This is a genomic window from Phycicoccus sp. DTK01 (assembly GCF_017312765.1).
In the GTDB taxonomy this organism is placed as follows: Bacteria; Actinomycetota; Actinomycetes; order Actinomycetales; family Dermatophilaceae; genus Phycicoccus; species Phycicoccus jejuensis.
Genome location: NZ_BOPU01000006.1, coordinates 136,748 through 156,079 on the forward strand (window position 1 = coordinate 136,748; position 19,332 = coordinate 156,079).

General features: G+C 73.0%; 22 protein-coding genes and 1 tRNA gene. 5 read left to right on the forward strand and 18 right to left on the reverse strand.

The annotated features are described in order from the left end of the window. Positions 1 to 3: 3 nt before the first annotated feature. Positions 4 to 732 carry a TetR/AcrR family transcriptional regulator gene (locus J3473_RS14080; protein ID WP_207024395.1) on the reverse strand — a complete coding sequence of 243 codons (729 nt, stop codon included), beginning with the start codon at positions 730 to 732 and terminating at the stop codon, positions 4 to 6. 181 nt (positions 733 to 913) lie between these two features. Between J3473_RS14080 and J3473_RS14085 the strand changes: the two genes are divergently transcribed. The 5 genes from J3473_RS14085 (at position 914) to J3473_RS14105 (ending at position 6,044) form a co-directional block, all read left to right on the forward strand. Then, positions 914 to 1,681 (forward strand): hypothetical protein, encoded by a 768-nt coding sequence (locus J3473_RS14085; RefSeq protein ID WP_051750528.1) that lies wholly within the window; start codon positions 914 to 916, stop codon positions 1,679 to 1,681. 35 nt (positions 1,682 to 1,716) lie between these two features. Further along, positions 1,717 to 2,331: a hypothetical protein gene (locus J3473_RS14090; RefSeq protein WP_306790188.1), complete on the forward strand. Its 615-nt coding sequence runs from the start codon at positions 1,717 to 1,719 to the stop codon at positions 2,329 to 2,331. Between the two features lie 136 nt (positions 2,332 to 2,467). Beyond that, the gene (locus tag J3473_RS14095) at positions 2,468 to 3,616 is read left to right on the forward strand and encodes a glycosyltransferase family 1 protein (RefSeq protein ID WP_207024396.1); all 1,149 of its coding nucleotides are present in this window, start codon (positions 2,468 to 2,470) and stop codon (positions 3,614 to 3,616) included. Continuing rightward, positions 3,613 to 4,653, forward strand: coding sequence for a hypothetical protein (locus tag J3473_RS14100; RefSeq protein WP_207024398.1), 1,041 nt, complete (start codon positions 3,613 to 3,615; stop codon positions 4,651 to 4,653). Before J3473_RS14095 ends, J3473_RS14100 begins: the two co-directional genes overlap by 4 nt. After that, positions 4,650 to 6,044, forward strand: a complete 1,395-nt coding sequence (locus tag J3473_RS14105) for a glycosyltransferase (RefSeq protein WP_207024400.1) — start codon at positions 4,650 to 4,652, stop codon at positions 6,042 to 6,044. The genes J3473_RS14100 and J3473_RS14105 overlap by 4 nt, the downstream gene beginning before the upstream one ends. Here the strand turns inward: J3473_RS14105 and J3473_RS14110 are convergent. From J3473_RS14110 to J3473_RS14190, 17 genes are all read right to left on the reverse strand, one after another. Then, positions 6,032 to 6,658: a hypothetical protein gene (locus J3473_RS14110; RefSeq protein ID WP_207024401.1), complete on the reverse strand. Its 627-nt coding sequence runs from the start codon at positions 6,656 to 6,658 to the stop codon at positions 6,032 to 6,034. The two genes, J3473_RS14105 and J3473_RS14110, sit on opposite strands and share 13 nt — an antisense overlap. A 530-nt stretch (positions 6,659 to 7,188) precedes the next feature. Next, positions 7,189 to 7,264 (reverse strand) — tRNA-Thr (locus tag J3473_RS14115). A 158-nt stretch (positions 7,265 to 7,422) separates the two neighbouring features. Next, positions 7,423 to 7,767: a hypothetical protein gene (locus J3473_RS14120; protein ID WP_207024403.1), complete on the reverse strand. Its 345-nt coding sequence runs from the start codon at positions 7,765 to 7,767 to the stop codon at positions 7,423 to 7,425. A gap of 1 nt (position 7,768) precedes the next feature. Further along, positions 7,769 to 9,841: a flagellar biosynthesis protein FlhA gene (flhA, locus tag J3473_RS14125; protein WP_036830005.1), complete on the reverse strand. Its 2,073-nt coding sequence runs from the start codon at positions 9,839 to 9,841 to the stop codon at positions 7,769 to 7,771. A 109-nt stretch (positions 9,842 to 9,950) separates the two neighbouring features. Further along, complete coding sequence (locus J3473_RS14130; RefSeq protein WP_036830069.1) at positions 9,951 to 11,060, reverse strand: flagellar biosynthesis protein FlhB; 1,110 nt, start codon at positions 11,058 to 11,060, stop codon at positions 9,951 to 9,953. 4 nt (positions 11,061 to 11,064) lie between these two features. Next, positions 11,065 to 11,844 carry a flagellar biosynthetic protein FliR gene (locus tag J3473_RS14135; RefSeq protein WP_030528551.1) on the reverse strand — a complete coding sequence of 260 codons (780 nt, stop codon included), beginning with the start codon at positions 11,842 to 11,844 and terminating at the stop codon, positions 11,065 to 11,067. After that, entirely contained in the window at positions 11,844 to 12,113 is a 270-nt protein-coding gene (gene fliQ / locus J3473_RS14140; protein WP_030528550.1) for a flagellar biosynthesis protein FliQ, read from the reverse strand. Before fliQ ends, J3473_RS14135 begins: the two co-directional genes overlap by 1 nt. Positions 12,114 to 12,123: 10 nt before the next feature. Beyond that, a complete protein-coding gene (fliP, locus tag J3473_RS14145) occupies positions 12,124 to 12,918 on the reverse strand; it encodes a flagellar type III secretion system pore protein FliP (protein WP_242525878.1) in 795 nt (264 codons plus the stop codon). After that, positions 12,911 to 13,513, reverse strand: coding sequence for a flagellar biosynthetic protein FliO (locus J3473_RS14150; protein ID WP_207024405.1), 603 nt, complete (start codon positions 13,511 to 13,513; stop codon positions 12,911 to 12,913). Before J3473_RS14150 ends, fliP begins: the two co-directional genes overlap by 8 nt. Next, on the reverse strand, positions 13,513 to 13,914 hold the full coding sequence (gene fliN / locus J3473_RS14155) for a flagellar motor switch protein FliN (protein ID WP_207024406.1): 402 nt from the start codon (positions 13,912 to 13,914) through the stop codon (positions 13,513 to 13,515). The genes J3473_RS14150 and fliN overlap by 1 nt, the downstream gene beginning before the upstream one ends. Positions 13,915 to 13,939: 25 nt before the next feature. After that, positions 13,940 to 14,803 (reverse strand): flagellar motor switch protein FliM, encoded by an 864-nt coding sequence (locus tag J3473_RS14160; protein WP_207024409.1) that lies wholly within the window; start codon positions 14,801 to 14,803, stop codon positions 13,940 to 13,942. Between the two features lie 185 nt (positions 14,804 to 14,988). Further along, positions 14,989 to 15,462 carry a flagellar basal body-associated protein FliL gene (gene fliL / locus J3473_RS14165; RefSeq protein ID WP_207024411.1) on the reverse strand — a complete coding sequence of 158 codons (474 nt, stop codon included), beginning with the start codon at positions 15,460 to 15,462 and terminating at the stop codon, positions 14,989 to 14,991. Further along, positions 15,459 to 16,343, reverse strand: a complete 885-nt coding sequence (locus tag J3473_RS14170) for a flagellar motor protein MotB (RefSeq protein WP_207024413.1) — start codon at positions 16,341 to 16,343, stop codon at positions 15,459 to 15,461. The genes fliL and J3473_RS14170 overlap by 4 nt, the downstream gene beginning before the upstream one ends. Next, positions 16,340 to 17,107, reverse strand: coding sequence for a motility protein A (locus tag J3473_RS14175; RefSeq protein WP_207024415.1), 768 nt, complete (start codon positions 17,105 to 17,107; stop codon positions 16,340 to 16,342). The genes J3473_RS14170 and J3473_RS14175 overlap by 4 nt, the downstream gene beginning before the upstream one ends. A 3-nt stretch (positions 17,108 to 17,110) precedes the next feature. Then, positions 17,111 to 17,611 carry a flagellar FlbD family protein gene (locus J3473_RS19550; RefSeq protein ID WP_242525879.1) on the reverse strand — a complete coding sequence of 167 codons (501 nt, stop codon included), beginning with the start codon at positions 17,609 to 17,611 and terminating at the stop codon, positions 17,111 to 17,113. Between the two features lie 14 nt (positions 17,612 to 17,625). Beyond that, positions 17,626 to 18,852: a flagellar hook protein FlgE gene (locus J3473_RS14185; protein WP_030528541.1), complete on the reverse strand. Its 1,227-nt coding sequence runs from the start codon at positions 18,850 to 18,852 to the stop codon at positions 17,626 to 17,628. A 47-nt stretch (positions 18,853 to 18,899) separates the two neighbouring features. Then, a complete protein-coding gene (locus J3473_RS14190; protein WP_207024417.1) occupies positions 18,900 to 19,331 on the reverse strand; it encodes a flagellar hook assembly protein FlgD in 432 nt (143 codons plus the stop codon). Between the last annotated feature and the right edge of the window lies 1 nt (position 19,332).

The window sequence follows — 19,332 nt, forward strand, 5'->3', positions numbered from 1 at the left end:
ACGTCACTGCGAGAGGACGAGGTCCAGCCGGTCGAGCAGCGCCTCGAGCGACCGCTCGAACTCCTCGACCGTGTGGTCCTCGGAAAGGAGCGGGGCGGTCCGCAGGATCGTGGGGAAGTCCTCGACCGACACCTCCTCACCCGGCGGGCGGACGCCGGCGCCGCCCTCGTCGAGCGGCTCCTCGACCGGCGAGGTCGTGGCCCCGAGCGTCGCGACCTCGAGCAGCAGGTGGCCGAGGAGGAAGCTCGTGAAGACGCGGTAGGCCTCGACGGCCTGGGCGTCGGTGAAGCCGCGGCGGGTCAGCCCGTCGAGGAACCCCTCCACCACGCGCAGGCTGCGCAGCGGCGGCCGCAGCCACGGCGCCGCCGGGTGGCGGGTCGCGACCAGCGGGAAGACCGCCGGGTGCGCGATTGCCAGCGAGCGCACCGAGTGCGCCATCCACTGCAGGAACGCCTGCCAGCCGTCGGCCGGCTCGAAGAGGTCGCCCGGGTCGACCGCGATGGAGTCGACGAGCGAGTCGACGATCGCCTCGAGCAGGTCTTCGCGCCCGTTGACGTGGCGGTAGAGCGCCATCGCCTCGACCCCGAGCCGCGCCCCGAGGGAGCGCATGGTCAGCGCCTCGAGCCCTTCGGCGTCGATCATCCTGATGGCCTCCGCGACCACCACCTCCCGGTCGAGCGGGCGGCGCGGCTCGGCCCTCTCCTGCGGCGACAGCTCGTCCGTCGGTGGCATGCGACCTCCTCGCGGGTGTCACCCCACCCTGCCACGGGGGCGCGACACCGGGTCCGGAGCGGGACGCGGCCGGCCGCGGCGGTCCGATGTTTACGTCGTAAACATCGGGGGTAGGCCCCGAAGGTGCCGCTCTCGGCGCGCCCCGTGAGCCGCCTCCAGCGGCCCCTTCGAAAGGCTTTCCATGAACGACGCACTGCGCGACGCCCTGGCGGCGGTCGCCACCTTCGTCCCCAGGTTGCTCCTGTTCCTCGTCATCCTGCTGATCGGCTTCGTCGTCGCGAAGGCCCTGGCCAAGGCGGTCTCGGCCGTCCTCACGCGCGTCGGGTTCGACCGCGCCATCGAGCGTGGCGGCATCGGCCGGATGCTCGAGTCCTCGTCGTACGACGCCTCCGACATCCTCGCGAAGATCGTCTACTACGCGATCCTGCTCTTCACCCTGCAGCTGGCCTTCAGCGCCTTCGGGCCCAACCCCATCAGCGAGCTGCTGACCGGCGTCATCGCCTTCCTGCCGCGCGTCTTCGTCGCCATCGTCATCGTCGTCGTGGCCGCCGCCATCTCGGCCGCGGTCAAGGGCCTGATCCAGAACACGCTGGGCGGCCTGTCGTACGGCAAGGTCCTCGCGAACATCGCCGGCGTCTTCATCCTCGGCCTCGGCGTCATCGCCGCGCTCAACCAGGTCGGCATCGCGACGACCGTCACGACCCCCGTGCTCGTTGCGGTCCTCGCCACCATCGGCGGCATCCTCGTCGTCGGCGTCGGTGGCGGGCTCGTCAAGCCGATGCAGTCGCGCTGGGAGCGCTACCTCGGCACGGTCGAGGACGAGGCCCCGAAGATGCGCGCCCACGTGGCCGCGTCGCCGAGCGTCGAGGACCAGGCCCGTGACGCCGCGCGCCAGGCGCGCGCCGCGACCCAGCCCACCTCGGCGTACGACGCCAGCACCCCCCGCTGACCGCCATGGCCACCCCTCACGAGGACAGGACCACCGTGGACCACACCGAGACCCCCCGCGACACCGTGCCGCGCGACGCCGCACCCACGCGCCACGAGGTGCTCGACGCCGAGAAGGAGCGGTACGGCGGCATCAAGGTCGGCTCGGCCTTCTTCGGCTGGCTGACCGCCACCGGCTCCGCCGTGCTCCTCACCGCGCTCGTGGCCGCCGCCGGCACCGGCGTCGGCATCGCGACCGGCACCGACGTCCAGGACGCCGCGGACCGCGCCACCAGCGACCCCACCACCGTGGGGCTGGCCGGCGGGATCGCCCTGCTCGTCGTCCTCTTCGTCGCCTACTACTGCGGCGGCTACGTGGCCGGCCGGATGGCCCGCTTCAACGGCGCCAAGCAGGGCCTCGCCGTCTGGCTCTGGGCCCTGGTCATCGCGCTCGTCGTCGCCGTCCTCGGGCTCGTCGCCGGTGACCGGTACAACGTGCTCGGCCAGCTCAACAGCTTCCCCCGGCTCCCCGTCGGCGAGGGCGACGTCGGCACCGCCGGCATCCTCGCGCTCGTCGGTGTCGCCGTCGTCAGCCTGCTCGGGGCCGTCCTCGGCGGCCTCGCCGGGATGCGCTTCCACCGCAAGGTCGACCGCGCCGGTCTCGGCGACTGACCGGACGGGGCGCCCTCGCACCGAGGGCGCCCCGTCACCGGCCGGCGGAGGCAGGATGCGTGGCCCGCGCCGCCGGTGGGTAGAGCCGGTGGGATACCGACCCGCGGGGCAGCGGCCCCGTCCCACCATCCCGGGAGTGACGTCCGTGCCCCTCGCTGTCCCGCCTGCTGCCGCACCCCGCGTGCTCGTCGACCAGCCGGGACGGGTCCGCACGGTGGCGGTGGTGCCCGGTGCGCACGCGTACTCCCGGACGGTCATGCCCGTCGAGGCCGGCTTCGCCGCGCTGCCGGACCCCCATCCCGACCTGGACGGTGAGGTGGCCGGGGCTCGCTGGTGGCCGCCGCGGATGCTCACCCCCGAGTGGGTCGCGCGCTCCGACTTCGACCTCATGCACGTCCACTTCGGGGTGGAGCAGGTGCCGCTGTCCACCCTCGAGCAGACGGTCCGCGCCCTGCGGGAGACGGGGCGACCGCTCGTGCAGACCGTCCACGACCTGGAGAACCCCCACCTGCACGAGCAGGCCGGCCACGAGGAGCGGCTCTGCCTCCTGGTCGAGGCCGCCGACACAGTGCTGACCCTCACCCCCGGGGCCGCGGCCGAGATCGAGCGACGTTGGGCCCGACCGGCCGTCGTCGTGCCGCACCCGCACCTCGTCCCGCTGACCACGATGCGCGCAGTGCGTGTCTCGCGGGCGGCCGCACCTGTGACGCGCCCGGTCGTCGGGACGACGCTGAAGGACCTGCGGGCCGGCACGGACGCTCTCGGCCTGCTGCCTGCCCTGCGTCACCTGGCCCGGGCGATGCCCGAGGCCGACGTCTGCGTGTGGCTGCACGAACGGACCTGGAACGCGCCGCCGGACGACCGGGCCCGTCAGGTGTGCCGCGCCCTGGCCGAGGCCGCTGCGGACGGCGTCCGGCTCGTCGTCCACCCGCCCATGGACGACGACACCCTCTGGTCGCACCTGGCCTCGCTCGACGTCGCCGTCCTGCCCTACCGGCACGGGACGCACTCGGGATGGCTGGAGGCGTGCCACGACCTCGGGACGAGCGTCGTCGCGCCGGACGTCGGGCACCTCGTCGACCAGGGGCCGGAGGGCGTCTATCGGTGGCGCCCGGGCGGCGCCGACGAGGCGTCGCTGCTCGCCGCCGTCGAGGGTGCCCTGAGGACGCGCGCCGCAGGTCTCCCGGGTGCCGATGCCGACGCCCGCGCGCGGCAGGTCACCGAGGTGCGCGCCGTGCACGCGCAGGTGTACGCCGCGCTCCTCGCCCGGGGGTCCGCAGGATGAGCGAGGCGATGGCCCCGCAGGTCGACGACCTGCCGGTGCACTGGCTCCCGGGTCCCGACCGGCACGGGGTCACCCTGCTCGCCCGCCAGGTGGCCGACGCGGCCGGATCCCCGGTCGTCCGGGGCCACGAGGTGCCCGCCCGGCTCCACGGTCGCCCGGTCCATCTCCATTTCTCCACCGGTCTGTTCGGCTCCCCGGAGGCGGCCCGCCACGTCGTGGACGCGTGGGCGGCCCGGACTCGGCTGAGCCTCACCCTGCACGACGTCCCGCAGTCGGCCGAGGGGTCGCGATGGGGGCGACGCGCGGCGGTCTACTCCCACCTGGTGGCGCGGTCGTCCGCGTGGGCGGTCAACAGCCGCTGGGAGGCGACCCTCGCCGCGGCGGCCCTGCCGGAGGCGCCCCGCGGCCCTGAGGTCATCCCGCTCCCCATCGTGCTCGAGCCCTGGGCCACCGGTCCGACGCGAGCCGTGGGCGCAGGCTCGGCCGTCCTGCCGGCCGACGCACCGCGGGCCCGGGACGGGTGGATCGGCGTGCTCGGCTGGGTCTACCCCGACAAGGGCCACGAGGAGGCCATCGAGCTCGCGGCGGCCCTGCACTCGACCGGCCGCGCCCTCGGTGTCGCCGCCCTCGGGGGTGTGGTCGCCGGCCACGACGAGCTCGCGGACGACCTGGCGCGCCTCGCCGACCGCCTCGGGGTGGCGTGGCACGTCACCGGGTACCTCGACGACGACGCCCTGGTCCGGGCGATGCACGAGACCACGGTGCCGGTGGCCGCCCACCGGCATCCGTCGGCGTCCGGGTCGGTCAACAGCTGGGTCGCCGCGGGCCGGCGACCCCTCCTGCGGGAGCACCCCTCCACCGTCGAGCTCGACGAGCTCCGTCCGGGCGCACACCTCGTCCGTGGCCTCGACGCCTGGCCCGCCGAGGCCGTCCTGGCCCTGGACGACCCGGCGCGGACCTGGCTGCCCCCCGGCTACCGGCCGCCCCACACGCTGGAGGACGTGGTGCGCGCCTACCGGTCCTGGTGGGCGCGATGAGTCCGCAACCCCCCTGGGGCGCAGCCGTACCGGGCAACCGCTGGGACCTCGTCGAGGGGCAGGACGCGCCGGTCCGCAGCGTCGGTGTCGTGGTGCTCCACTACCACCAGCAGCGCGAGCTCGATCGCACCCTCCACGCGCTCGCTCGCCAGGACTACCCGGCGGACGCGGTCGAGGTGGTCGTCACCGACGACGGCAGCGACCCGCCCCCGAGCGTCCCCGACGGCGTGCGCCTGGTGACCCAGGAGGACCGCGGCTTCCGGGCGGCCGCCGCCCGCAACGCCGGCGCTCGGTCGACCCGGGCCGACGTGCTCGTCTTCCTCGACGCCGACTCCACACCCGAGCCGTCATTCCTCCGTGCCGTCACCCGGCTCCCGCGGCTGCTGCCGGAGGCCGTCGTCGTCGGTCGGCGACGGCACGCCGACCTCGCGACCGTCCCGGTGGAGGCGCCCGTCGAGACCAGCGGGCCCGCGCACGAGCTGGCCGAGCCGGCGTGGCTGCGGGAGGCGTACTCCGGCTCGGCCGACCTGCTCCACGCGGACGCGCTGTCGTTCCGTCACGTGATCTCGGCGGCCGTGGCGTGCAGCCGTTGGTGGTTCGACCACGTCGGTGGCTTCGACGAGGGGTTCACCTCCTACGGCGGCGAGGACTGGGAGTGGGCCGCGCGGGCCTGGGAGGCCGGGGGCCTGCTCGCCCACGCCCACGACGCGACCGTCTGGCACGACGGCCCCGACGCGGGCGAGGAGCCCCGGGACTGGGGACGCGAGGACGCCGCTCGCACGAAGGACCTGGAGTCGCTCGCCGTCGCCGGCCGCGTCGGCGTCCCCGGGGTCACCACGCGCGCCCTCGACCTGGGGGCGGACGACGTGGTCGTGACGGTGTCACCCAGGTTCGACCTCGCCGCCCTCGTCGTCACGCTCGACCCCCTCCTCCAAGCTGCTCCGACCGCGCGACTGCTCCTCGACGATGCCCACGCCGCGCTGCTGCAGCACGAGGGTCGGGTGCGTCCTCGACCCGACGGGGACGCGGACGGCGTCCCCGACGTGGCGCTGCTGGACGCGGCCGGCCGCTACCGGCGCCACGTCCACGTTCACTCCCCTGCCCACGCCTCCCCCGCCACCTGGCACCGGCTGCTGTCCGACGTGGACCGCGCCGCTGCCCCCGGACGGGTCACCGTCGAGCACGACGGCCGACCCCTCCTCGAGGTCCGGTCGCTGCGCGCGCTGCGCCGGGCCGCGCTGTGGGATCGGCCGGACCTCGTTGCACCGCAGCTGCTTTCCGCCGCAGCCGTGGACGTCACGCCGACAGGTTCCGGTGTGGCGGGTCGTCTGCTGAAGGCCGGGCTCGCGGGACCAAAGGGAGCGGGCCGGTCGCGCGGTCAGAACGCGTAGGAGAACCGCTCGAGGTCCGCGGCGTGGGCGGTCTGCACGAGGTCACGGCTGGCGGCGTCGTACGCACGCCAGTAGGCCCGCTCGCGGTCGGTGACGTTGGTGGGCGCAACCGTGAGCTCGAGGCCGAGGAGGCTGCGGAGGTCCTCCTCGAGGTGCTCCATCCGCAGCACGACGTCGGCCTCCTCGACGTGGCCGCGGTTGACGCGCCGCTCGCCGGGGCCGTCGACGGCCAGCGCCAGCCACTGGTCGAACTCGAGCGTCACGGCATCGACGATCCGCCCGACCGCGCCGGGGGTGGCGTACACCCAGGAGTCCGGCCGCCTCAGCTCGTGCACCCAGCGCCGGCGGGTGCGTTCGTACTCCGCGACGTAGAAGTCGAACGGGTTGCGGGTCGTGGTGACCACGCGCAGCCCGTGGTCCGGCGCCAGGAACCCGGCACCGACCAGCTGGGCCGCGGTCGCGTGCTTGACGTCGATGCCCTCGACCCGCACGGCGTCGGCGGCAGGTACCTCGACGACGCCGCCCCGCGCGAACAGGGCCTCGCGCAGGGCCGTGCTGGCCGTGCCGGGCGCGGCCGTGAACAACAGCCCCGACTCCGCGTCGAGCAAGGCCATCAGCGAACCCTGTTCACGACGAGGGGCGTGGCGCGGGAGGCAGGTGTCATGGGTCGAGTCTCGGTGACGGCTTGGTCACGTCGAGCGATCGGTGCAGGGGGATCGGGACCACGGAGGACGCCGAGGACCGACGTCATGGGCCGGGTCTCCACGTGGTGGTGGACCCGGTCGGATCGATGCTGCCCGGCGTGCCGCTCAGGGGAGCACGAGCGCCCGCACGCCGGTCGGCTCTCGCTAGGGTGCGACGGCAGGGCCCGAGGGAAGGTGCGACACGTGGAGTTGTCGCCGCGCGCCGCATGAAGCAGGCCGGCATCTCGCCATCGAACGCAACTACGGCGACGAGCGCCGGCAAGGGCCGATGTCGACCGACGAGGCCATGGAGTGGCTCTTCGGGATCCGGGCTCGCGACAGCTCGAACGCGGGTGGCGCACTGGGGCGAACCGTGCCGTGGCTCGTGGCGTCGCAGCTGGGTCATCACCCCGGCTGCGACGCCATCAACGACACCACCGGGCGCAGCGAGGCAGCGGGGGTGGAGCTGGCGGGGGGACTCGAACCCCCAACCCCCTGTTTACAAGACAGGTGCGCTACCGATTGCGCCACGCCAGCGGGCCGACCCGGAGGCCGACGGCCCCACACTCTATCGGCCGCTCCACAGCCCGATGCGCGGCTTCAGGGCAGCGCGTAACGGACCCCCGCGCACCTCATCCGGTGGAGGTGAGAACCGACCCTGACGTGGTCGGGTTTCACCTCGAACCGGCGGGCGGTCAGCCGGCCTGCGGGTCCGCGGGGTCGGTCGTGGGGAAAGCCATCGTCTCGTCGACCGGAGGCTGCTCAGCCGGCGCGGCGACCGGCACGGGAGCCGCAGCAGGCGTACGGACGACCGGGTTCTGGAGCGTCGACGCGACGATGCCGACGCCGACGACCGCGACGAGCCACGCGAGGCCGAAGCGGTACACGGCCTGGTCGATCGAGAGGTTGCCGGCGTAGACGAGCATCCCCGCGGGGACGAACAGGGCCACCCCGAAGAGCGCACCGAACGCGAAGCGCTCCGGCGAGTGCGCCTTCGCGGGCTTGGCCTTCGCCTCTCCCCCAGCCTTCTTCCTGCCCACGTCAGACCCCCGCCGTGCCGAGCGCGTCGGCGGCGGCGACGTCGACGACGCCGGCCGTGGTCAGGCGCAGGTGGCCACCGAGCTCCTGGTACGCGAGCACCGGCAGCTGCGGGGCCGCGCCCTCGACGAGCCGGCGCACCGCCCGCCGCAACGGCTGTGCACACACGAGCACCGGCTGCACGCCGCCCTCCTCGACCGTGCGCGAGACGCGGGCGGCCTCGGTGGCCAGCCGGTCGGCGAAGTACGGGTCGAGCAGCAGCTGCGGGCCGCCGTCGCCGGAGCGCAGCGACTCGAGCAGCTTCTGCTCCAGCCGCGGCTCGAAGGTGAGCACGTGCAGGTCGCCGTTGGAGGCGTGCGACGCCGCGATGGCCGGGCCGAGCGCCAGGCGCGCTGCCTCGACGAGCTGGTCGGGGTCGGTGGTGACCCGGGCCCGCAGCGAGATCGCCTCGAAGATCCGGACGAGGTCGCGGATGCCGACGCCCTCGACGAGCAGCCCCTTGAGGACGCGCTGGATCTCGCCGAGCGCGAGCGGGTTGGGGGTGAGCTCCTCGATGACCTGCGGGTGGGTGGAGCGCACGGCGTCGACGAGCAGCTTGACGTCCTCGCGCCCGAGCAGGTCGGCGGCGTGTCTACGCACGGTCTCGGCGAGGTGGGTGGTGATGACCGACGAACGGTCGACGACCGTGCCGTCGAGGGCCTCGGCGCGGCCGCGCAGGTGCGCGGCGACCCACTTGGCCTCGAGGCCGAACACCGGCTCGCGGGTCGGGATGCCCTCGAGGTGCGCGATGGCGTCGCCGATGACGAGCACGTGCCCGGCGGGCGCCTCGCCGCGGGCGACCTCGACACCGTGGACGCGGATCGCGTAGGTGTGCGAGGGCAGGTCGAGGTTGTCGCGGGTGCGCACGAGCGGGATGACGACGCCGAGCTCCATCGCGAGCTTGCGGCGCAGCGCCTTGACCCGACCGAGCAGGTCGCCGCCGTTGTCGGCGTCGACGAGGCCGATGAGGTCGAAGGCCAGCTCGAGCTCGAGCGGCTCGACGCGGATGTCGTGGGCGAGGACCTGCGGGCTGTCGGGAGACGGCAGGGCCTCGCGCTCGGCGGCGGCCTCCTCGGCGCGGCGGGCCTCCTCGCGCTCCTCGAGCTTCGGCATCGCGCGGGCCAGGAGCACGGCGCCGCCGCCGATGAGGATGAACGGCAGCTTCGGCAGGGCCGGCACGAGCGCCAGCGCCATGATGACGACGCCGGCGATCTGGATGGCGCCGCGCTGCTGGCCGAACTGGTGGATGATGTCGCCGCCCATGTCGCGCTCGGTCGAGGCGCGGGTGACGATGATGCCGGTCGACATGGACAGCAGCAGGGCGGGGATCTGCGAGACGAGGCCGTCGCCGACCGACAGGAGGCTGTAGGTCTGGATCGCGTCCCCGACGGCCTGGCCGTTCTGGACGACGCCGATGACGAGGCCGCCGATGAGGTTGACGAGCGTGATGACGATGGCGGCGATCGCGTCGCCCTTGACGAACTTCGAGGCACCGTCCATCGCGCCGTAGAAGTCCGCCTCGCCCGAGACCTCCTTGCGGCGGCGCCGCGCCTCGTCCTCGTCGATGAGGCCCGAGTTGAGGTCGGCGTCGATGGCCATCTGCTTGCCGGGCATCGCGTCGAGGGTGAAGCGGGCGGCCACCTCGGCCACGCGCCCCGCACCGTTGGTGATGACGACGAACTGGATGACGACGAGGATGAGGAAGATGACGAGGCCGACGACGAGCGAGCTGCCGACGACGAAGTGACCGAACGCCTCGATGACCTTGCCGGCGAACCCGTCGACGAGCACGAGGCGGGTCGCGCTGATGTTGAGCGCCAGCCGGAAGAGCGTCGCGACGAGCAGCAGCGACGGGAAGACCGCGAAGTCCAGCGGCCGCGTCACGCGCAGGGCCACGAGCAGGACGAGCACCGAGATCGTGAGGTTGAGGGCCAGCAGCAGGTCGAGCAGCATGCTCGGCACCGGCACGACCATCATGACGACGACGCCGACGACGGCCGCCGGGATGCCGATCTGGCTCAGCCGTGCGTTCTTCATCGGACCTCGCGGTGGCGACGGGAGCGGGTGGTGGCAGTCATCTCGGGACTCCCATCGGCAGACGGGGACGTGACCTGAGGGGTGTAGACGGTCGGGGTGGTCGCGGAGCTCACGCGGCGACCCCCGCCCGGTCGGTGCCCGCGTACGGGCTGCGGTGGAAGCCGCTCGTCACGCCGCGGCGCTTGAGCCCGAGGACGAAGACGAACACGCCCGCGACGGCGTCGAAGAGCTCCGGCGGGATCTCGTCGCCGACGTCGCACATCCGGTAGACGGTGCGCGCGAGCGGCACGTCCTCGACCATCGGCAGCCGCAGCTCGGCCGCCTCCTCGCGGATGCGGGCCGCCGCCGCGCCGGCGCCGCGCGCGACGACCCGCGGCGCGCCGAGGCCCATCTCGTACTTGAGCGCGACCGCGACGTGCGTCGGGTTGACGAGCACGACGTCGGCCGAGGCGAGGTTGGAGAGCATCCGGTTGCGGCTCATCTCGCGCTGCTTGCCGCGGATCATGCCCTTGAGCAGCGGGTCGCCCTCGGACTGCTTGTGCTCGCGCCTGATCTCGTCCTGGCTCATCTTCAGCTGTGACCCGATGCGCCGCTTCTCCATGACGAAGTCCGCTGCGGCGAGCACGAGCCCGACGCCGGCGACGAGCCGGAGCACGTGCGTCACGGCCCCGACCGCCGCGGACGCCGCAGCCCCGAGCGACCACGAGCCGTGCGTCGTCATGAGGATCGCGACGTCGCGCAGCTCGGTGTACCCGACCCACCCGAAGATGACGAACTTCAGCAGGGTCTTGCCGAGGGTCCACGCGGCGTGCGCGGAGACGAGCTGCTTGAGCCCCTTGGCCGGGTTGAGCACACCGAAGTTGGGCTTGAACTTGCCGGGGTAGACGCGGATGCCGCCCTGCGCCGCGCTGCTGGCCAGCGCGGCCACGACCATGACGCCGAGGAACGGCGCGAGCACCTTGACGGCGTCGATCCCCGTCTGCCGCATCACGGTCACGCCTCGCTCGGGCTGCGGGTCGAGGATGACCTCGCGCAGCCCCTGGAGGGTGCCGACGAACAGCTCGGACAGCCCGGAGACGAGGTGCGGCAGGACGACGGATGCGAGCATGACGGCCGCCCACGCGCTGAGCTCGGCGGTGCGGGCGACCTGCCCGTCGCGGCGCGCCTTCTTGAGCCGCTGCGGGGTGGGCTTCTCGGTCTTCTGCGACTTGTCGCTCACCGGCTCACCCACCCGCCCCGAGCATCCGCGCCACCGACGTCATGTCGCGTCCGGTCTGGTCGAGCAGCTCGCTGACGACCCCGGGCAGCAGCGCGAAGGCCATCCCCGCGAAGGAGATGACGAGGATGATCTTCACGGGGAAGCTGATCGCGAAGATGTTGAGCGTCGGGACGGCCCGCGACACGAGGCCGAGCGCGATCTCCGAGAGGAAGAGCACGACGAGCACCGGCGCCGCCACCTGGAGCGCCCCGCCGAGGAAGGTGCCGATGCCGTCCGTGACGAGGCGGGCGAGGTCGCCGAGGGCCATCGGGTGCAGCGGCAGGACCGTGAAGGTCGAGATGAGGCCGCGGACGAGGAAGAGGTGCCCGCCGGTCGCGAAGAGCAGGGTGATCGCGAGCAGCTGGTGGATGCGCCCGAAGATGCTGCTCGTCGCGTTCGACATCGGGTCGTAGAGCGAGGCGAGCGTGAAGCCGCTCGCGAGGTCGAGCAGCTCGCCGGCGGCCTGCACGACCGCGAAGGCCAGCAGGACGACGAAGCCCATCGCCGCGCCGACGACCGCCTGGTAGAGGGCCGCGCCGAGCAGCGGGAAGAGCTCGAGCGCCGGCGTCGCCTGCCCACGGATGGCCGGCAGCACCGCGAGCGAGAGCGCCACGGCCAGACCGGCCTTGACGCGCGCCGGAACGGCCTTGCTGCTGAACGGCGGGGCGAGGAGGAAGAACACCGAGAGCCGCGTCGTCGCGAGCAGCAGCGTGACGAGCGAGTCGGCGGCGAACGCGATCGTCATCAGGTGAGCAGCTGCGGCAGGAGGTCGAACATGGCGCGGGTGAAGGACACCGCCTCCTGGAGCATCCAGTGGCCGGCGACGACGAGCACGAGCGCGACGCCGAGGAGCTTCGGCACGAAGCTGAGCGTCACCTCCTGCACCTGCGTGACCGCCTGGAAGAGCGAGATGACGAAGCCGATGGCCAGGGCGGTGAGCAGCACGGGCATCGCCAGCTTCGCGCTGACGATCATGGCCTGCACCCCGATGTGGACGATGTCGGCGTCGGTCACGTCCTCCCCCTCACCGGTAGCTCTGGACGAGGGCGGTGACGATGAGGCCCCAGCCGTCGACCATGACGAAGAGCAGGAGCTTGAAGGGCAGCGAGATGAGCGCGGGCGGCAGCATCATCATGCCCATCGACATGAGCACGGAGCTGACGACGACGTCGATGACGAGGAACGGCACGAAGATGACGAAGCCGATGATGAACGCGGACTTCAGCTCCGAGAGGACGAAGGCCGGCACGAGCGTCGTCAGTGGGACGTCGTCGACCGTCGCGGGCTTCTCCTCGCCGCTCAGCTTGACCATCGTCGCGAGCTCGACCGGGCGGGTCTGCTCCCCCATGAACGTCCGCAGCGGCTTGACGGTGCGCTCGATCGCCTGCGACTGGGTGATGTCGCCCTTCATGTAGGGCTGGATGCCCTGGTCGTTCATCTGCGACAGGACCGGCGCCATGATGAAGAGGCTGAGGAAGAGCGCGAGGCCGACGAGGACCTGGTTCGGCGGGATGGTCTGGGTGCCGAGCGCGTTGCGGGTCAGCGACAGCACGACGATCACCTTGGTGAAGGCGGTCGTGAGGATGAGCAGCGCCGGCGCCAGCGACAGCACGGTGAGCAGGACGATGATCGTCACCGTCTGGCTCGGCTGGGTCGCGCCGCCGTCGAGCGTCACCGACACCCCACCGGGGGTGGGCGACGGGCTCGGGCTCGGCGCGGCCGACGCGAGGGCGGCGCCGGGGCCGAACGCCGTGAACAGCACGAGTCCGGTCACGAGCAGCGGGCGCACCCGCCGCAGGAGGGCGAGGGGACTAGGCACGACTCCCCTTGATCGCGCCGACGACGAGGCTCGCGGCGTTCCACGGCCAGCCGGTCGGTACCGGGGCGCCACCGGCCGCGGGGGCGGCGGGGCGGGGCAGGACGGGGCGGCGGGCCGCGGCGTGGCGACCGGCGCGGGTGGCCGGAGCAGCGGGAGCGACGGAGGCGACGGCGACCGGCACGGTGGCCGCGGGGCCGAGGTCGAGGCCGGTCCCGTCGGCCTGCGCCCGCAGCGCGGCGGCGAAGTCCGGCGCGGCGGCGGGCGCGATGGCGACGGTCGGGGCGGTGACCACGGGGGCCTCCTGCTCCGGCTCGACGACCTCGAGGACCTGCGGGTCGAGCTCGCGCAGGAGCGAGACGTGCTGGTCGGTGACGCCGAGGACGAGCACCTGCTCGCCGACGCGCACGACGTGGAGGGCGGACCCGCGGCCCAGCGCGCGCCGCGACAGCACCTCGACCTGCACCCCGGCACGCGAGCCGACCGCACCCCCGAGGCCGCGCTTGCGCGCCCAGCGGGCGAGCAGCACGAGGAGGGTGAGGACGACGCCGAGGGAGACGAGCAGCCGCAGCACGACGAGCACGACGGATCCGTCCATCAGGCGCCGAGCCCCAGGGCCGGGTCGGCGCTGACGATCTCGGTGACGCGGACGGCGTACTCGTCGTCGACGACGACGACCTCGCCGCGCGCCATGAGGGTGCCGTTGACGAGGACGTCGACCGGGCTGCCGGCCGGGCGGTCGAGCTCGACGACGGCGCCGGGAGCCAGGCCGAGCACCTCGCGCACCGTCATCCGGCTGCGGCCGAGCTCGACGCTGATGCCGAGCTCCACCTCGCGCAGCAGGTGCAGGCGGCGGGGGTCGACCGCGGCGGGCGCGGCCGGCGCGGCGGCGGGCACGGCACCACCGAGCGGCGGCAGCGCGGGCGCGGCCTCGGTCATCGGGGCGGGCGCCTCCTCACCGGTGACGGCGAACGGGTCCTGGGTGTCGGCGATGCTCATGGCGGGTCTCCGGTCGGGTCGGGGGTCAGGGGACGATCTGGACGGCGAGGCGGCGGCCGTGGCTGCCGGGCGTCGCGCGGGCGACGCGGGTGCCACCGGCGGACACGAGGAGCGGCTCCGCGGTGCGGTGGCGCAGGGGGACGACGTCGCCGACGGAGAGGGCGAAGACCTCGGCGGAGGTCAGCGTGACCTCGCGGAAGGAGACGGCGAGGTCGACCTCGACCTGGCCGAGGCGGTCGGTCACGACGCGGCGGACCTGGGCCGCCCGCTCCCCCGCGCCGTCGTCGTCGGCCATCTTGTCGAGGGACGTGAGCAGCGGGGTGAGCGTGGCGAGGGTGACCGCGACGGTCAGCGGGACCGGCCGCTCGAAGACGAGCAGCTCGAGCTCGACCGTGACGACGGGGTCGGTGGTGCGGGCGACCTGGTGGAAGCGCACCGTCGACTCCAGGCCGGTCATCGCGACGGGCAGGTCGCCGATGACGGTGAACGAGAAGGGCAGCTCGCCGACCATCTGGGCCAGGAGCAGCTCGGCCACACCGGACTCGATCTCCGTGAGGGGCCGCTCGGGCTGCGCGCCGGTGCCGGAGCCGCCGAGCATGCGGTCGACGAAGCCCATGGCGTCACCGAGCGAGAGCTGGAGGTGGCCGCCGCCGGGGAGGTTCTCGACCGCGAGCGCGCCGAGCACGCTGGGGCGGGCCATCGACTCGAGGTACTCGCCGTAGGTGCACTGGCCGAGCGCGACCATCTTCGCGGGCACGATCGTGTGCAGGGCGGTCGACAGCACGGTGGAGACGCGCCGCGCCCAGGTCTCGACGACGACCTGGAGCGCCTGCTCACGCTGTCGCGAGAGACGGTCCGGGCTCCGGAAGTCGTACGTCTGTGGCTCCACACTCACGGCCTGCCCATCGGCACCCACCGGGGGGACCTGAGCGGTTCGTGTCGCACGGGGGCAGCAAGGGCCGTTCGGCCGACCCGGTGGGGGACGAGCGCCCGAGTGGGCGGCGTCCCCCGACCGGGTGGCTGCGGGCCGGCTCCCTGTCCGTGCCGGCCCGAAGGCCGAGGGTCAGTGCAGGGTCACTGCATGACCAGCTCCGTCACGTAGACGTCCATCACGTCGCCGTCGTAACGCTTCTTGATCTCCTTCTCGAGCGTCTTGATGGCCGCCTCCTTGGTCTTCGGCTGCAGCATCTGCTCGTAGGTGCGCTGGCCGAGGATGGTGATGGCGGCGTCGCGCGCCTTGGCACCGTTGACGCCCTCCTTGCCGGCGGCGGCCTGGGCCTCCTCGGTGACCTCGAGCGAGAGGCCCATCTTGAGGTAGCGGCCGTCGGCGAGGTTGAGGGTCAGGGGGTCGAGGTCGACGACGACACCGGGGGTCGGCTCGGGCTTGGGCGCGTCGGCCCCCTCGGCCGACGAGGGCTTGAGGAAGAACCAGTACCCGGCGCCGGCCATGACGAGGGCCACGACGACGGCGATGAGCATCATCGGCTTCTTCTTCTTCTCCGGCGCGGCGGCGGCGGCCGCGGCGGCGGGGACGGTGGCGGTGCTCATCGGGAGCCTCCTGAGGTGGCGGTGGCGCTGGTCGAGGTGGAGGAGGTCGCGCCGGTCGTCGCGGCGTGGACCACGACGGCGACCCGGCGGTTGCGGGCCCGGCCGGCGTCGGTCGTGTTGCTCGCGAGCGGGCGCTGGTCGGCGTAGCCGGCGGCGGAGAGCTGCTTTCCGCGGACGCCGGAGGCGATGAGGTACTCGAGCACCGTCGTCGCGCGGGAGGTGGACAGCTCCCAGTTGGACCGGTAGAAGCTCGCGACCGGCACGTCGTCGGTGTGGCCCTCGATGGTCATCGTGTTCGACAGCTGGCGCAGCGTCGGGGCCATCGCGGTGAGGACCTTGCGTCCGCCGTCGCGCAGCGTCGCCTGGCCCGGGTCGAAGAGCACCCGGTCGGAGACGATGTCGACGACGAGCCCGTCGTCACGCACCTCGAAGTGCGCGGCGTTGGCCATCCCCTGGGCGGCGAGCGCCTTGGTGATCTTCTGCCGGACCGCGGTCAGCTGGTCGCGGGAGGCCTGCTTGGCCTTCTCGTCGACCGGCACGCAGGTCTGCGACTTGCCGGGGGCCGACGCGATGTCGCTCGTCACCTGCGGCGCGATCGGCGCGATCGCCTGGATGGCGGAGTCGACCGAGGTGCCGTCGAGGACGCCGTTGGTGTGGTTCGTGATCTGCGGGGCGCCGAAGGACTCCTGCAGGCCCGAGGAGAGCTGGAGGAGCTTCTGCTGGTCGACCTGGCTGATCGCGAAGAGGACGATGAACAGCGCCATGAGCAGCGTGATCATGTCGGCGTAGCTGAGGAGCCAGCGCTCGGCGTTCTCGTGACCGCCCTCGTGCTCCTCCTCGTGGCCCTTGCGACGCTTGCCGCCGGGCCCGGGGCCGCTCACGCCGCGTCCTGGAGCGGGGCGTCACCGGCGATGACGGCGCGCAGCCGCTTCTCGACGACGCGCGGGCTGGTGCCGGCCTGGATCGACATGATGCCCTCGAGCACCATCTCGAGGTGCAGGGCCTCGGCCTCGCTGATCCGCTTGAGCTTGCTCGAGAGCGGCAGCCACATGACGTTGGCCGTCATGACGCCCCAGAGCGTCGCGACGAAGGCGCCGGCGATGAGGTGGCCGAGCTCCTCGGGGGCGTCGAGGTTGCTCAGGACGTGGATGAGGCCGATGACGGTGCCGATGATGCCGATGGTCGGCGCGTACCCGCCCATGTCGGCGAAGAACTTGATGCCGAGCTGGTCGGCCTTCTTGCGCGTCTTGATGCGGGCGGCGAGGACGTCGTAGATCTCGTCGGCGTCGGTGCCGTCGACCGTCATCTCCAGGCCCTCGCGCAGGAACGGGTCCTTGGCGCTGCGGGCCTTCTCCTCGAGGGCGAGCAGGCCCTCGCGGCGGGCGATGTCGGCGAGGCCGATGAGCTCGGTCACGGCGTCGGCGCTCTTCGGGGCGGAGGTCGTGAAGGCCTTGACCGTCTGCTTGAGGATCGAGGAGACGTCGGAGAGGAAGCCACCGGCGACGGCGGCGCCGATGCTGCCGAGGAAGACGAGGATGATCGGCGGGATGAGGATGATCGAGGTGGGCGAGGCGCCCTCCATGATCAGCGAGACGATGACCGCCACGAAGACGAGGACGATCCCACCGATGGTCGCGAGCTCCATGGCTCAGTCCTCCAGGCCGCGGACGGCACGCAGGGCCACGCGGCCGGCGCCGGGGCGGGACCCGGGCTGGCCGGTGCCGGACTCCTCGGCGGCGTGCAGGACCGAGGCGCGCGACTCGCGCATGATCGAGACGACCTCGTCGAGGGTCTCCTGCACGACGTAGCGCGAGCCGGTGACGAGCAGGACGATGGTGTCCGGGGTCTCGTCGACGCGCTCGACGAGGTCGGGGTTGATCCCGAAGCGCGTGCCGTTGCGGCGGGTGAGGATGATCATGGGGCCGGGTCCGTCCTGGGTGTGCTGGATGCGCCGTCCGTGGCGCGTCGGGGTTCCCATCGGCAGCCGGGCCCAGGACTTGAGGTCCTGGCGGGTACCGACGAGGGGGATCGCGGGGGCGAGCGGGCCGTCCGCGGGGTCGTGCGAGGGGTCGTGCGTGCCGTCGCCCGACGGGCACGCCAGCGGGCCCGCCCCCGAGGGGGGCGGGCCCGCCGAGGGACCGTCGGTCATCTACCGGCTCCGGCTCAGCGCTTGAGGTTGACGAGGTCCTGGAGGATCTCGTCGGAGGCGCTGACGACGCGGGAGTTGGCCTGGAAGCCGCGCTGGATCATCACGAGGTTGGTGAACTCCTGCGCGAGGTCGACGTTGCTCATCTCGAGGCGGCCGGCCGCGATGGACCCGCGCCCGCCGGAGCCCGGCACGCCGATGGCCGGCTGGCCGGAGGCGGCGGACACGCGGTACGAGGTGTCGCCGGCCTTCTCGAGGCCCTCCGGGTTGCCGAAGTAGGCGAGGGCCACCATGCCGAGGGACTGGGTGCGGCCGTTGGAGAACGAGCCGGTGATGACGCCGTCGGCGCCGACGCCCCAGCTCTGAAGCTGGCCGGCCGAGGATCCGTCCTGGCCGCGCAGAGTGGCGGTGCTGGCACCGGCGTACTGCGTGAGCGGCGTGCCGTCGCCGGCGAGGTTGACCGCGACGTCGCCGGGGAAGACGAAGCCCGCGGAGGCGAGCGCGCCGTTGGTCATCGTCACCGTCTCGGGCGTGAAGGCCATCGTCGTGGAGTTCCACGCGAGGTTGGCCGACCCGACGGTCGCGGTGCTGCCGGCCGAGTTGGTCACCGTGGCGACGGCGGACCAGGTGTCCGTGCCGGTCTTGGTGTAGGTCAGCGTGACCGGGATGCTGCGGCCGGTCTGGTCGAAGACGTCGATGCCGTTGACGACCGTCGCGCCGACCGCGGCGTCGGCGGAGAGGTTGCCGCCCGCGTCGACCGCCTGCGTCGGGGTCGGCGCCATGATGAGGCCGGTCGGCACGCGCAGGCCGGTCATCGAGGTGCCGGTGTTGATCTGGCCGTCGACGGCCAGCCAGCCCTGCACGACACCGCCGTTGGGCGAGGTGAGGTTGCCCTGGTCGTCGAGCGAGAAGCCGCCGGAGCGGGTGTACACCTGCGAGCCGGCCTGCTGGACGATGAAGAACCCGTCGCCGGAGATCATCAGGTCGCTCGGGCGGTTGGTCGTCTGGGCGCTGCCCTGGCTGAAGTTCGTCGCGACACCCGCGACCTGGACGCCGAGGCCGACCTGGGCCGGGTTGACGCCGCCACCGCCGGCGCGCAGCGCCTGGCTGAGGGTGTCCTGGAACTGCGTCTGGCTGGACTTGAAGCCCGCGGTGTTGACGTTGGCGATGTTGTTGCCGATGACGTCCATCGCGGTCTGGTGGCTGCGCATGCCGGTGACGGCGGAGAAGAGCGAACGGAGCATGGTGGGGGTCCTTCGGGGTCGGTGGTGCGAGGTCGGGGCGGCGCGGCTCAGGCCGTGCCGTGCTGGCTGACGCGGGAGACGACGGAGAGGGGGACCTCGGCGCTGCCGACGACGAGGAGCGGTCCGGTGGAGTCGAGCTTGACGGCCTGCACCACACCGGACTTGGTGACGCCGTCGACGGTCCAGCTGACGTCCTTGCCGACGAGGGCGAGGGCGCTCAGGCTGTTCTGGCCGCCGATCATGGCGGCGTTCTGGGACACGAGCTGGTTCATGCTCTCGACCATCTGCATCTGCGCGGTCTGGGCCATGAAGGCGGAGCTGTCGACCGGCTTGCTCGGGTCCTGGTACTTCAGCTGCGCGACGAGCAGCTTGAGGAAGGCGCCGGAGTCGATCGAGCTCTTGTTTGAGCTCGTCGCGGCCGTCGAGCCGGTGGCGGCCGCCTGCCCCGCGGCGGCGGCGCCGGTGGGGATCGTGGTCATC

What these genes read in the sequence shown, in the direction of transcription:
- J3473_RS14150 (WP_207024405.1), bottom strand. Translation starts at nt 13,513, where the DNA reads ATGGACGGATCCGTCGTGCTCGTCGTGCTGCGGCTGCTCGTCTCCCTC.
- J3473_RS19550 (WP_242525879.1), bottom strand. Translation starts at nt 17,611, where the DNA reads ATGACCGACGGTCCCTCGGCGGGCCCGCCCCCCTCGGGGGCGGGCCCG.
- J3473_RS14185 (WP_030528541.1), bottom strand. Translation starts at nt 18,852, where the DNA reads ATGCTCCGTTCGCTCTTCTCCGCCGTCACCGGCATGCGCAGCCACCAG.
- J3473_RS14085 (WP_051750528.1), top strand. Translation starts at nt 914, where the DNA reads ATGAACGACGCACTGCGCGACGCCCTGGCGGCGGTCGCCACCTTCGTC.
- J3473_RS14100 (WP_207024398.1), top strand. Translation starts at nt 3,613, where the DNA reads ATGAGCGAGGCGATGGCCCCGCAGGTCGACGACCTGCCGGTGCACTGG.
- J3473_RS14175 (WP_207024415.1), bottom strand. Translation starts at nt 17,107, where the DNA reads ATGGAGCTCGCGACCATCGGTGGGATCGTCCTCGTCTTCGTGGCGGTC.
- J3473_RS14080 (WP_207024395.1), bottom strand. Translation starts at nt 732, where the DNA reads ATGCCACCGACGGACGAGCTGTCGCCGCAGGAGAGGGCCGAGCCGCGC.
- J3473_RS14135 (WP_030528551.1), bottom strand. Translation starts at nt 11,844, where the DNA reads ATGACGATCGCGTTCGCCGCCGACTCGCTCGTCACGCTGCTGCTCGCG.
- flhA (WP_036830005.1), bottom strand. Translation starts at nt 9,841, where the DNA reads ATGAAGAACGCACGGCTGAGCCAGATCGGCATCCCGGCGGCCGTCGTC.
- J3473_RS14110 (WP_207024401.1), bottom strand. Translation starts at nt 6,658, where the DNA reads ATGGCCTTGCTCGACGCGGAGTCGGGGCTGTTGTTCACGGCCGCGCCC.
- J3473_RS14190 (WP_207024417.1), bottom strand. Translation starts at nt 19,331, where the DNA reads ATGACCACGATCCCCACCGGCGCCGCCGCCGCGGGGCAGGCGGCCGCC.
- J3473_RS14105 (WP_207024400.1), top strand. Translation starts at nt 4,650, where the DNA reads ATGAGTCCGCAACCCCCCTGGGGCGCAGCCGTACCGGGCAACCGCTGG.
- fliL (WP_207024411.1), bottom strand. Translation starts at nt 15,462, where the DNA reads ATGAGCACCGCCACCGTCCCCGCCGCCGCGGCCGCCGCCGCCGCGCCG.
- fliN (WP_207024406.1), bottom strand. Translation starts at nt 13,914, where the DNA reads ATGAGCATCGCCGACACCCAGGACCCGTTCGCCGTCACCGGTGAGGAG.